The organism is Flavobacterium sp. LS1P28 (assembly GCF_003970335.1).
Classification (GTDB): domain Bacteria; phylum Bacteroidota; class Bacteroidia; order Flavobacteriales; family Flavobacteriaceae; genus Flavobacterium.
Genome location: NZ_RYDI01000008.1, coordinates 31,133 through 44,192 on the forward strand (window position 1 = coordinate 31,133; position 13,060 = coordinate 44,192).

Sequence of the window (13,060 nt, forward strand, 5' to 3'; positions counted from 1 at the left end):
ATTAATATATAACAAGATTTAAAATTAAGTAAAATGGCAAAGGAAAATTTTAACCGTAACAAGCCCCATTTAAACATTGGAACAATTGGGCATGTGGATCACGGAAAAACGACATTAACTGCGGCAATTACAAAAGTATTGTCTGATGCAGGGTATTGTCAAGCAAAATCATTTGATCAAATTGATAATGCTCCAGAAGAAAAAGAAAGAGGTATTACAATTAATACATCTCACGTTGAGTATGAAACTGCTAATCGTCACTACGCTCACGTTGACTGTCCAGGTCACGCGGATTACGTAAAGAACATGGTTACAGGTGCTGCTCAAATGGATGGTGCTATTCTTGTTGTAGCTGCTACTGATGGACCAATGCCACAAACACGTGAGCATATCCTTTTAGGTCGCCAGGTAGGTATTCCTAGAATGGTTGTATTCATGAATAAAGTGGATATGGTTGATGATGAGGAATTACTTGAATTAGTTGAGATGGAAATCAGAGACTTGTTATCTTTCTATGAATATGATGGAGATAATGGTCCTGTTGTTCAGGGTTCAGCTTTAGGTGGATTGAATAATGATCCAGCTTGGGTACCAAAAATTCTTGAATTGATGGCAGCTGTAGATTCTTGGATCGAAGAGCCGGTAAGAGATGTTGCAAAACCTTTCTTGATGCCTGTTGAAGATGTGTTCTCAATCACTGGTCGTGGAACTGTTGCTACAGGTCGTATCGAAACAGGTGTTGCTAATACAGGAGATCCAGTTGAAATCATTGGTATGGGAGCTGAAAAATTGACTTCTACTATTACAGGAGTTGAGATGTTCCGTAAAATCCTTGATAGAGGTGAAGCTGGAGACAACGTAGGTATTCTTTTAAGAGGTATTCAAAAAGAAGACATCAAAAGAGGAATGGTTATCTGTAAGCCAGGTTCAGTTAAACCACATGCTACTTTTAAAGCTGAGGTTTATATCTTGAAAAAAGAAGAAGGTGGTCGTCACACACCATTTCACAATAACTACCGTCCACAGTTTTATGTACGTACAACGGATGTAACAGGGATCATTACTTTGCCTACAGGTGTAGAAATGGTTATGCCTGGGGATAACTTAACTATTGATGTTGTGTTGCTTAGTGCAATTGCATTAAGTGTTGGTTTACGTTTTGCTATCCGTGAAGGTGGTAGAACTGTAGGTGCAGGTCAGGTAACTGAAATTGTAGCATAATCCAAATAGGATAAAAAAGTATAAAGCCAGTAACTCCGTAAAGTTGTTGCTGGCTTTTATTAACGAACGGGCGTAGTTCAAGGGTAGAATAGCGGTCTCCAAAACCGTTGATGGGGGTTCGAATCCCTCCGCCCGTGCAAAAAAATAAATCATAATGACAAAAGTTGTTAATTACATATCAGAGGCATTTGAGGAATTAAAGTCAAATGTAACTTGGCCGGTTTGGGCTGAGGTTCAGCGTCTAACGATTGTTGTGGCTGTTTTTTCAGTATTATTCGCTTTGGCAACTTGGGGAGTAGATGAAATTTTCGCAAAAGCTTTGGCTGGTTTTTTTAACTGGATAAAAGCATAATTTTTTTGTTATGGCAGATAATAATATTAAAAAGTGGTATGTCGTTAGGGCGGTAAGTGGTCAAGAAAATAAAGTGAAAGCTTATATCGAAACCGAAATCGCACGACTTGGGATGGGTGATTATGTGTCACAGGTTTTGGTTCCTACTGAAAAAGTAGTTACTGTAAAAGAGGGAAAAAAGATAATTAAAGATAAGGTTTATTTTCCAGGATACGTCATGATAGAGGCTAATCTGATTGGTGAAATACCTCATATTATTAAATCAATAACAAGTGTTATTGGTTTTTTAGGAGAGATTAAAGGAGGGGAACCTGTTCCTTTGAGAATTTCCGAAGTGAATCGAATGTTAGGTAAAGTAGATGAATTAGCGGTTAATACCGATACACGTTCTATTCCTTTCAATATTGGTGAGACGATTAAGGTTGTTGATGGTCCTTTTAATGGTTTTAACGGAACTGTGGAGAAAATTAATGAAGAAAAGCGTAAACTGGAAGTAATGGTGAAAATTTTCGGAAGAAAAACACCATTAGAATTGAGTTTTATGCAAGTTGAAAAAGTATAATTTTGTTACATCTATAATATCCATTGCAATCGCTTCCAAAGATTGTAGTGTTAAATTTTTAAAAAATGGCTAAAGAAATTAGTAAAGTAGTTAAACTACAAGTTAAGGGAGGTGCTGCGAATCCATCGCCACCGGTTGGACCTGCTTTAGGTGCTGCTGGTGTTAATATCATGGAGTTCTGTAAGCAATTTAATGCAAGAACTCAAGATAAAGCCGGCAAAGTTTGCCCTGTGCAAATTACAGTGTATAAAGACAAATCTTTTGATTTTGTTGTAAAAACACCACCTGCTGCTGTCCAATTATTGGAAGCTGCAAAGCTAAAATCTGGTTCAGGTGAACCTAATCGTAAAAAAGTAGCTAACGTTACTTGGGACGTAATTAGAACAATCGCCGAAGATAAAATGGTGGATTTGAATGCATTTACTATCGAATCTGCTATGAGCATGATCGCAGGAACGGCTAGATCTATGGGTATAACTGTAACTGGAGATTCTCCTCTAAAACAAGGGTAAGACATGGCAAAATTGACAAAAAAGCAAAAAGAGGCTGCTTCAAAAATTGAAAAGAACAAATTATATTCTCTTAAAGATGCTGCGGCATTAATAAAAGTTGTTGCTTCTGCAAAATTTGATGAGTCTATTGATATCGCAGTTCGTTTGGGTGTAGATCCAAGAAAAGCGAATCAAATGGTAAGAGGTGTAGTAACATTGCCTCATGGTACTGGTAAAGATGTTAAAGTATTAGCATTGGTTACTCCGGACAAAGAAGCGGAAGCTTTGGCAGCTGGTGCTGACTATGTAGGTCTTGATGACTATTTACAAAAGATAAAAGACGGTTGGACAGATGTTGATGTAATTATCACAATGCCTTCTGTTATGGGTAAATTAGGTCCATTAGGTCGTATTTTAGGACCTAGAGGTTTAATGCCTAACCCTAAAACAGGTACTGTAACTATGGATGTTGCAAAAGCTGTTCAAGAGGTAAAAGCTGGTAAAATTGACTTTAAAGTTGACAAAACTGGTATAGTGCATGCAGGAATTGGTAAAGTCTCTTTTGGAGCTGAACAAATTGTTGACAATGCTCACGAAATTATTCAAACATTAATCAAACTTAAACCAACTGCGGCTAAAGGAACTTACATCAAAAGTATTTACCTAACTAGCACTATGAGTCCTGCAATTGCATTGGATCCTAAGGCAGTATAATTGGTAGTTAAAAATTTTTAGTATGACTAGAGAAGAAAAATCAATCGCGATTGAAGTTTTAACTGCACAGTTAGCTGGTACAAATATTATTTATGTATCTGATATTTCTGGAATGAATGCAGAAGCAACTACGAACTTAAGAAGAGCTTGTTATAAAGCAGGTATAAAATTAGAAGTAGTTAAAAATACATTGCTTGCAAAAGCAATGGAAGCATCAGCTAATGATTATGGAGATTTACCTTCAGTTTTGACTGGTAATAGTGCTATATTCATTTCTGAGATAGCAAACGCTCCGGGTAAGATAATAAAAGATTTCAGAAAAAAATCAGCTAAACCGGTATTAAAGGGAGCTTATATCAACTCTGAAATTTATATTGGAGACGATCAATTAGATGCATTAGCAACTATTAAATCTAAAGAAGAGCTTATCGGCGAACTTATTGGATTATTGCAGTCACCAGCACAAAGAGTTATTTCTGCTCTTCAAAACCAATTTGCCAAAAGCGAAGAGGCTACAGAGGAAGTGGAGGCATAATGAAAGAAGAGTTTTACTCTAATTTTATTACATAAAACGCGCACAATAAATAAATTATATTTTTTACAAATCATTTTAAAACGATAGAAAAAATGGCAGATTTGAAACAATTCGCAGAACAATTGGTTAACCTAACGGTAAAAGAAGTTAACGAATTAGCAACAATATTAAAAGATGAGTACGGAATCGAGCCAGCTGCTGCAGCTGTAGTAGTTTCAGGTGGTGGCGAAGCTGCTGCTGAAGATGTTCAAACAGAATTTACAGTGGTTTTGAAAGCAGCAGGTGCTTCTAAATTAGCAGTTGTAAAATTAGTTAAAGAACTTACTGGTTTAGGTTTGAAAGAAGCTAAAGATGTAGTAGACAGCGCGCCAAGCAATGTTAAAGAAGGTGTGACTAAAGATGAAGCAGAAGCGCTTAAAAAATCTTTGGAAGAAGCTGGAGCTGAGGTTGAACTTAAATAGTTCACTCTAGTTTTGAAAATAAGGTTTAGGTCTTGGAGTCATCCAAAGACCTAAACCATTTTTCGTATAACAAAAGGCTACGTTGTATTAGTACATACTAGTCTTTTAAAATAGATTCATTTTATCCATTACGAGGAAAAAAAATTAACAGATAATAAGAAAGTAGTTATCTTAAATTGGTTTTTAAAGATGTAATGGTTTAAAAAAAAAGGTATAAATAAATTACTATTTATACAAAAAAATTACTTTTCTAATCAAAATTTTGTCCATTGATGATAACAAATCAAACTGAAAGATTGAATTTTGCCTCTACAAAAAATATTCCTGATTATCCAGATTTTCTAGATGTTCAGGTTAAATCGTTTAAGGATTTTTTTCAATTAGAAACTAAATCTGACGAAAGAGGCGACGAAGGGCTTTACAATACCTTCATGGAAAACTTCCCAATTACTGATACAAGAAATAACTTTGTATTAGAATTCCTTGATTATTTTGTAGATCCGCCACGTTACACAATTCAAGAATGTATAGAAAGAGGTCTTACGCATAGTGTACCCCTAAAAGCTAGGTTAAAACTATATTGTACAGATCCAGAACATGAAGATTTTGAGACTATTGTTCAGGATGTTTATCTTGGGACAATTCCATATATGACGCCAAGCGGTACTTTTGTTATTAATGGTGCTGAGCGTGTAGTTGTTTCTCAATTACACCGTTCTCCTGGTGTTTTCTTCGGGCAGTCATTTCATGCAAATGGAACAAAATTGTACTCTGCCAGAGTAATTCCTTTTAAGGGTTCTTGGATAGAATTTTCTACAGATATAAACAGCGTAATGTATGCTTATATTGACAGAAAGAAAAAATTACCTGTTACGACTTTATTCCGTGCAATTGGATTCGAAAGAGATAAGGATATCCTAGAGATTTTCGATCTTGCTGAGGAAATTAAAGTTTCTAAAACAGGACTTAAAAAATATATCGGCAGAAAATTAGCTGCTCGTGTATTGAATACATGGCATGAAGATTTTGTAGATGAGGATACTGGTGAAGTAGTTTCTATCGAACGTAACGAAATAATTCTTGATAGAGACACTATTATCGACAAAGATAATGTGGAAGAAATCATTGATTCTAACGTTAAATCTATTTTGCTGCACAAAGAAGATGCTAATCAAGGAGATTATGCGATTATTCATAACACGTTGCAAAAAGATCCAACAAACTCTGAAAAAGAGGCTGTTGAGCATATCTATAGACAATTGCGTAATGCTGAACCGCCTGATGAAGAAACGGCTCGTGGTATTATCGATAAATTATTCTTTTCTGATCAACGGTACAACTTAGGTGAAGTAGGTCGTTATAGAATAAATAAAAAATTAGGGTTGGATACTCCAATGGAAAAGCAAGTCTTGACCAAAGAAGATATCATAACGATTGTTAAATATTTGATTGAATTAATTAACTCTAAAGCAGAGATTGATGATATTGATCACTTATCAAACCGTCGTGTACGAACAGTTGGAGAACAAATGTCACAACAGTTTGGTGTTGGTTTGGCGCGTATGGCCAGAACCATTAGAGAGCGAATGAACGTTAGGGATAACGAGGTGTTTACACCGATAGATTTGATTAATGCTAAAACATTATCCTCTGTTATCAACTCTTTCTTTGGTACAAACCAGTTGTCTCAGTTTATGGATCAAACGAATCCATTAGCCGAGATTACGCACAAAAGAAGATTATCTGCACTTGGACCAGGTGGACTTTCGAGAGAAAGAGCCGGATTTGAGGTACGTGATGTTCACTATACGCATTACGGACGTTTATGTCCAATTGAAACTCCTGAGGGACCAAACATTGGTTTGATATCTTCTCTTGGTGTTTATGCTAAAGTAAACGGAATGGGTTTCATTGAGACTCCATACCGTAAAGTAACTAACGGAGTCGTAGATCTAGTGTCTACTCCTGTTTACTTGAGTGCAGAAGAAGAAGAAGGAATGATGATTGCTCAGGCAAACATAGAAATGGATGCAGTAGGTAAGATTATCGCTGAAAATGTAATTGCCCGTCAGGAAGGTGATTTTCCAGTAATTGAGCCTTCAAAAGTGGATTATACGGATGTTGCTCCAAATCAAATTGCTTCTATTTCAGCCTCTTTGATTCCTTTCTTAGAACATGATGATGCGAATAGAGCCTTGATGGGATCTAACATGATGCGTCAGGCCGTACCATTAATTCGTCCTGAAGCTCCTATTGTTGGAACTGGTTTAGAGCGTCAGGTTGCTTCGGATTCCAGAGTTTTAATTAACGCTGAAGGAGATGGAACTGTTGAATATGTGGATGCTAATATTATCACAATCAAATACGATCGTTCTGAAGAAGAAAGAATGGTGAGTTTTGAGTCAGATGAGAAAACATACAATCTAATTAAATTTAGAAAAACCAATCAAGGTACTAGTATCAACTTGAAACCTATCGTAAGAAGGGGCGACAGAGTTGTTCTTGGTCAAGTATTGTCAGAAGGTTATGCCACTCAAAATGGAGAACTTGCTTTAGGTCGTAACCTAAAAGTAGCGTTTATGCCATGGAAAGGGTACAACTTTGAGGATGCGATTGTAATTTCTGAAAAAGTAGTTCGTGACGATATTTTTACCTCTATTCACGTGGATGATTATTCATTAGAAGTTAGAGATACTAAATTAGGTAACGAAGAATTGACGAACGATATACCGAACGTTTCTGAAGAAGCTACTAAAGATTTAGATGAAAATGGTATGATCAGAATTGGAGCCGAGGTTAAACCTGGTGACATTCTTATCGGAAAAATTACTCCAAAAGGAGAATCAGATCCTACTCCGGAAGAGAAATTGCTTCGTGCAATCTTTGGGGATAAAGCAGGGGATGTAAAAGATGCTTCATTAAAAGCCTCTCCTTCTTTACATGGTGTTGTTTTAGACAAAAAACTGTTTGCAAGAGCAGTAAAAGATAAACGTAAACGTACGCAAGATAAAGATGCTTTAGGAGCACTTGAAATGGAGTTTGAAGTTAAATTTGTTGAATTAAAAGACAAATTAGTGGAAAAACTTTTCTTGATCGTAAACGGAAAAACATCTCAAGGGGTAATGAATGATTTGGGTGAAGAAGTTTTACCAAAAGGTAAAAAATACACTCAAAAAATGCTTTATGCTGTTGAAGATTTTGCTCACTTAAGTAAAGGTCAATGGGTTGCTGATGATGCAACTAATAAAATGGTAAATGATTTAATTCATAACTATAAAATTAAATTGAACGATTTACAAGGGGCTTTGCGTAGAGAGAAATTCACTATCACTGTTGGAGATGAATTGCCAGCAGGAATCTTGAAACTAGCAAAAGTATATATTGCCAAAAAACGTAAGTTGAAAGTTGGGGATAAAATGGCGGGACGTCACGGTAACAAAGGTATTGTTGCTCGTATCGTTCGTCATGAAGATATGCCTTTCCTTGAAGACGGAACGCCTGTTGATATCGTGTTGAACCCACTTGGTGTACCTTCACGTATGAACATTGGTCAAATTTATGAAACAGTTCTTGGTTGGGCGGGACAAAACTTGGGTAGAAAATTTGCTACACCAATTTTTGACGGAGCAACCCTTGATCAAATCAATGAATTGACTGATGAAGCTGGAATACCACGTTTTGGACATACATATTTATATGATGGTGGTACAGGAGAACGTTTCCATCAAGCTGCAACAGTAGGAGTTATCTACATGTTGAAACTTGGACACATGGTTGACGATAAAATGCACGCACGTTCTATAGGTCCGTACTCATTGATTACGCAACAACCACTTGGAGGTAAAGCTCAATTTGGAGGACAGCGTTTTGGAGAGATGGAAGTTTGGGCACTTGAGGCTTATGGAGCATCAAGTACACTTAGAGAAATCTTGACTGTGAAGTCTGATGATGTTATCGGTAGAGCAAAAACGTATGAAGCAATCGTAAAAGGTGAATCTATGCCAGAACCAGGATTACCGGAATCATTCAATGTATTGATGCATGAATTGAAAGGTCTTGGACTTGACATTCGTCTAGAAGAATAGAAGTTTAGTATTCAGTGTTCAGTATTTAGTAATCAGTGATAAACTGAACGCTAAATTCTGAATACTGAACACTTTTTTAAAAGAGTTTTTAGGATTTATACCCGTAACCCGTTCCGATTTTTTATTTAAACCCAATTGGTTTTATAAATAGCACTTCAAAATTTTTATTTGAAGTTTAGAGAAGTAATTCGAGGTAATGTTTAAGTCTAAAGTTTGAAAGTCTAAAGTCTAAAGTCATCCGTGGCTTTAAAAACTTTATGACATTTGACTTTAAGACTGAAATAAAATTAATTTTTTAATTGCAAATAAATCAATAGTAAAAACTATGATGAATAATAGAAATAATAACAATAAAGATAAAAACCCTGTAAAAAGGTTTAATAAAATCTCCATAGGACTTGCTTCTCCTGAATCGATCTTGAAAGAATCAAGAGGTGAAGTATTGAAACCTGAAACTATCAATTATAGAACGCACAAACCGGAGCGTGATGGTCTTTTCTGTGAACGTATTTTTGGACCAGTAAAAGATTTTGAATGTGCTTGTGGTAAGTATAAAAGAATTCGCTACAAAGGAATCATCTGTGACCGTTGTGGTGTAGAAGTAACGGAGAAAAAAGTACGTAGAGACAGAGTAGGTCACATCAATCTGGTTGTGCCTATTGCTCATATCTGGTATTTCCGTTCTCTTCCAAACAAAATTGGTTATATCCTTGGACTTCCATCTAAGAAATTAGATATGATTATTTACTACGAAAGATACGTAGTAATCCAAGCAGGTATCGCTAAAAATGCAGAAGGTGAATCAGTACAAAGATTAGACTTTTTGACAGAAGAAGAATATTTAAATATTTTAGATACGCTTCCTGCTGACAACCAATATCTTGATGATTTTGATCCTAATAAATTTGTTGCCAAAATGGGAGCAGAATGTATTATGGACTTATTGGCAAGAATTGATTTAGATCAATTGTCTTACCAATTAAGACACAATGCTAACAATGAAACGTCTAAACAACGTAAAACGGAAGCATTAAAAAGATTACAAGTTGTGGAATCTTTCCGTGAGTCTAACTTGAACCGTGAGAACCGTCCGGAATGGATGATTATGAAAGTGGTACCCGTTATTCCACCAGAATTACGTCCGCTTGTGCCACTTGATGGAGGTCGTTTTGCAACTTCAGATTTGAATGATTTATACCGTCGTGTAATTATACGTAACAACCGTTTGAAAAGATTAATGGAGATTAAAGCTCCAGAAGTTATTTTAAGAAACGAGAAACGTATGTTGCAGGAATCGGTAGATTCACTTTTTGACAATACGCGTAAAGCATCTGCAGTAAAAACAGAATCAAACCGTCCATTGAAATCACTTTCGGATTCCCTAAAAGGAAAACAAGGTCGTTTCCGTCAAAACTTACTAGGTAAACGTGTGGATTATTCTGCTCGTTCGGTAATTGTTGTTGGACCAGAATTGAAATTGTCTGAATGTGGTATCCCTAAAGATATGGCAGCTGAATTATACAAACCTTTCGTTATCCGTAAATTGATAGAAAGAGGAATTGTAAAAACGGTTAAATCAGCTAAGAAAATAATAGATAAGAAAGAGCCTGTAGTTTGGGATATCCTTGAAAATGTGATCAAAGGGCACCCAATATTACTGAATCGTGCTCCTACTTTGCACCGTTTAGGTATCCAAGCATTCCAACCAAAATTAATTGAAGGAAAAGCAATCCAATTGCACCCTTTAGTATGTACTGCATTTAATGCGGATTTTGATGGGGATCAAATGGCAGTTCACTTGCCATTAGGACCTGAAGCTATTTTGGAAGCGCAACTATTAATGTTGGGTTCTCACAATATCTTGAATCCTGCAAATGGTGCTCCAATTACGGTACCTTCTCAGGATATGGTTTTGGGTCTGTATTATATGACCAAAGAACGTTTATCTACTCCTGAGCTTAAAATTTTAGGTGAAGGGATCACTTTTTATTCTGCGGAAGAAGTAAATATTGCTTTGAATGAAGGCAGATTAGAATTGAATGCTTCAGTGAAAATTAGAGCAAAACATTTTAATGAAGCAGGAGAATTAGTTTTCCAAATTATTAAAACTACTGCAGGCCGTGTATTATTTAATGAAGTAGTACCAGAAGCTGCAGGATATATCAATGATGTATTGACTAAGAAAAACCTTAGAGATATTATCGGACACGTTTTAAGCGCTACCGATGTACCTACAACTGCGGTCTTCTTAGATAATATGAAAGACATGGGATACAAATTTGCCTTCAAAGGTGGTTTGTCATTCTCTCTTGGTGATATTAGAATTCCGGATCAAAAACCTAAATTAATTGCAGATGCCAGAGAACAAGTTCAAGGTATTTCTGCTAATTATAATATGGGTTTGATTACTAATAACGAACGGTACAACCAAGTTATTGATGTATGGACTTCTGCGAATGCACAATTGACAGAGCTTGCAATGAAAAACATTAGAGAAGACCAACAAGGTTTCAACTCGGTGTATATGATGCTTGATTCTGGAGCAAGGGGTTCCAAAGAACAAATTCGTCAGTTAACCGGTATGCGTGGTTTGATGGCTAAGCCAAAAAAATCTACTGCTGGTGGTGGTGAAATTATTGAAAACCCTATTCTTTCTAACTTTAAAGAAGGTCTTTCTATCCTTGAGTATTTTATTTCTACTCACGGTGCGCGTAAAGGTCTTGCGGATACGGCTTTGAAAACAGCCGATGCAGGATATTTAACAAGAAGATTGCATGATGTATCCCAAGATGTTATTGTAAACATCGAAGACTGTGGTACATTAAGAGGTGTTGAAGTTTCAGCATTGAAGAAAAATGAAGAAATTGTAGAATCACTTGGAGAAAGAATTTTAGGGCGTGTCGCTTTACAAGACTTAATCAACCCTTTGACCAGTGAGATTTTAGTTCATTCTGGGGAGCAAATCACAGAGGTTATCATGAAAGCAATTGATGCTTCTCCTATCGAGAAAGTAGAAGTGCGTTCTCCGTTAACTTGTGAAGCACTAAAAGGTATTTGTGCCAAATGTTACGGTAGAAATCTTGCTACCGGAAAAATGACACAAAGAGGGGAAGCTGTTGGTGTAATTGCAGCACAATCTATTGGAGAACCTGGAACACAGTTAACATTACGTACTTTCCACGTTGGAGGGGTTGCGGGTGGTATTTCTGAAGAGTCTAGTATCGTTACTAAATTTAACGGTAAACTGGAAATTGAAGATTTAAAAACTGTTAAAGGAGAAGATAGTGAAGGTAATGCAGTGGATATTGTAGTATCTCGTTCTTCTGAATTGAAATTAATCGATGAAAGAACAGGTATTTTATTAAGTACAAATAATATTCCTTACGGTTCAAGTATTTTCGTTAAAGACGGCCAGTCTGTTGTTAAAGGAGATGTGATCTGTAAATGGGATCCTTATAATGGGGTTATCGTATCTGAGTTTACCGGTAAGATTGCTTATGAAGAATTAGAGCAAGGTCAATCATTCATGGTTGAAATTGATGAGCAAACTGGTTTCCAAGAAAAGGTAATTTCTGAATCCAGAGCTAAAAAATTAATTCCTACTTTATTGGTTTACGGTAAAGACAATGAATTGATTCGTTCGTATAACTTACCTGTTGGAGCCCACTTGATGGTTGAAAATGGCGAGAAAATTAAAGCCGGTAAAGTGTTGGTGAAAATTCCGCGTCGTTCTTCTAAATCAGGAGATATTACAGGAGGTTTGCCTAGAATTACTGAGTTGTTAGAAGCTCGTAATCCTTCAAACCCAGCAGTTGTTTCTGAAATTGATGGTGTTGTTTCTTTTGGAAAAATCAAAAGAGGAAACCGTGAGGTAGTTATCGAATCTAAATTTGGTGACATTAGAAAATACTTGGTTAAATTATCAAGCCAAATTCTAGTTCAGGAAAATGACTTTGTAAGAGCAGGTGTACCGTTGTCAGATGGTGCTATTACTCCGGATGATATTTTAAGAATCCAAGGGCCAGCCGCTGTTCAACAGTATTTGGTTAACGAAATTCAAGAAGTATACCGTTTGCAAGGGGTGAAAATTAACGACAAGCACTTTGAAGTAGTAATACGTCAGATGATGCGTAAGGTAAGAGTGCAAGATCCAGGTGACACGTTGTTCTTAGAAGATCAATTAATTCATACAAAAGACTTTATCTTTCAAAATGATAAATTATATGGTATGAAAGTCGTGGAAGATGCTGGCGATTCTGGCGCTTTGAAAGAAGGACAAATTATTACGCCTCGTGAGTTGCGCGATGAAAATTCTCTTTTGAAACGTACCGATAAAAATCTTGTTGTGGCTCGTGATGTCGTTACTGCAACTGCAACACCAGTCTTACAAGGTATTACAAGAGCCTCTCTTCAAACCAAATCATTTATATCAGCGGCTTCTTTCCAAGAAACGACTAAAGTATTGAACGAAGCTGCTGTTGCAGGTAAAATCGATTACTTAGAAGGATTGAAAGAAAATGTAATTGTTGGACATAGAATCCCTGCCGGAACGGGTATGAGAGAATATGACAATACAATTGTAGGTTCAAAAGAAGATTACAACGATATGATGGCTAATAAAGAAGAATATATTTATTAA

Annotated in this window: 9 protein-coding genes and 1 tRNA gene; all 10 read left to right on the top strand. The window is 36.3% G+C overall.

The features are described 5' to 3' along the window. Positions 1-33 precede the first annotated feature (33 nt). The 10 genes from tuf (at position 34) to rpoC (ending at position 13,060) form a co-directional block, all read left to right on the top strand. Positions 34-1,221, top strand: coding sequence for an elongation factor Tu (tuf, locus tag EKL97_RS08065; RefSeq protein WP_126455883.1), 1,188 nt, complete (start codon positions 34-36; stop codon positions 1,219-1,221). Between the two features lie 66 nt (positions 1,222-1,287). Beyond that, positions 1,288-1,358, top strand: a tRNA-Trp gene (locus EKL97_RS08070). A gap of 17 nt (positions 1,359-1,375) precedes the next feature. Further along, positions 1,376-1,573, top strand: coding sequence for a preprotein translocase subunit SecE (secE, locus tag EKL97_RS08075; protein ID WP_126455881.1), 198 nt, complete (start codon positions 1,376-1,378; stop codon positions 1,571-1,573). 10 nt (positions 1,574-1,583) lie between these two features. Further along, positions 1,584-2,135, top strand: coding sequence for a transcription termination/antitermination protein NusG (nusG, locus tag EKL97_RS08080; protein WP_126455879.1), 552 nt, complete (start codon positions 1,584-1,586; stop codon positions 2,133-2,135). 65 nt (positions 2,136-2,200) lie between these two features. Then, complete coding sequence (gene rplK / locus EKL97_RS08085) at positions 2,201-2,647, top strand: 50S ribosomal protein L11 (RefSeq protein ID WP_126455877.1); 447 nt, start codon at positions 2,201-2,203, stop codon at positions 2,645-2,647. A gap of 3 nt (positions 2,648-2,650) precedes the next feature. Further along, positions 2,651-3,340, top strand: coding sequence for a 50S ribosomal protein L1 (gene rplA / locus EKL97_RS08090; RefSeq protein WP_126455876.1), 690 nt, complete (start codon positions 2,651-2,653; stop codon positions 3,338-3,340). Between the two features lie 22 nt (positions 3,341-3,362). Beyond that, the gene (gene rplJ, locus EKL97_RS08095) at positions 3,363-3,875 is read left to right on the top strand and encodes a 50S ribosomal protein L10 (RefSeq protein WP_126455874.1); all 513 of its coding nucleotides are present in this window, start codon (positions 3,363-3,365) and stop codon (positions 3,873-3,875) included. A 92-nt stretch (positions 3,876-3,967) separates the two neighbouring features. Next, on the top strand, positions 3,968-4,336 hold the full coding sequence (gene rplL, locus EKL97_RS08100; protein ID WP_126455872.1) for a 50S ribosomal protein L7/L12: 369 nt from the start codon (positions 3,968-3,970) through the stop codon (positions 4,334-4,336). A 272-nt stretch (positions 4,337-4,608) separates the two neighbouring features. Continuing rightward, positions 4,609-8,421 (top strand): DNA-directed RNA polymerase subunit beta, encoded by a 3,813-nt coding sequence (gene rpoB, locus EKL97_RS08105; protein WP_126463126.1) that lies wholly within the window; start codon positions 4,609-4,611, stop codon positions 8,419-8,421. Between the two features lie 325 nt (positions 8,422-8,746). Continuing rightward, complete coding sequence (gene rpoC, locus EKL97_RS08110; protein ID WP_126561660.1) at positions 8,747-13,060, top strand: DNA-directed RNA polymerase subunit beta'; 4,314 nt, start codon at positions 8,747-8,749, stop codon at positions 13,058-13,060.

What these genes read in the sequence shown, in the direction of transcription:
- rplA (WP_126455876.1), top strand. Translation starts at nt 2,651, where the DNA reads ATGGCAAAATTGACAAAAAAGCAAAAAGAGGCTGCTTCAAAAATTGAA.
- rpoC (WP_126561660.1), top strand. Translation starts at nt 8,747, where the DNA reads ATGATGAATAATAGAAATAATAACAATAAAGATAAAAACCCTGTAAAA.
- rplJ (WP_126455874.1), top strand. Translation starts at nt 3,363, where the DNA reads ATGACTAGAGAAGAAAAATCAATCGCGATTGAAGTTTTAACTGCACAG.
- tuf (WP_126455883.1), top strand. Translation starts at nt 34, where the DNA reads ATGGCAAAGGAAAATTTTAACCGTAACAAGCCCCATTTAAACATTGGA.
- nusG (WP_126455879.1), top strand. Translation starts at nt 1,584, where the DNA reads ATGGCAGATAATAATATTAAAAAGTGGTATGTCGTTAGGGCGGTAAGT.
- secE (WP_126455881.1), top strand. Translation starts at nt 1,376, where the DNA reads ATGACAAAAGTTGTTAATTACATATCAGAGGCATTTGAGGAATTAAAG.
- rplL (WP_126455872.1), top strand. Translation starts at nt 3,968, where the DNA reads ATGGCAGATTTGAAACAATTCGCAGAACAATTGGTTAACCTAACGGTA.
- rpoB (WP_126463126.1), top strand. Translation starts at nt 4,609, where the DNA reads ATGATAACAAATCAAACTGAAAGATTGAATTTTGCCTCTACAAAAAAT.
- rplK (WP_126455877.1), top strand. Translation starts at nt 2,201, where the DNA reads ATGGCTAAAGAAATTAGTAAAGTAGTTAAACTACAAGTTAAGGGAGGT.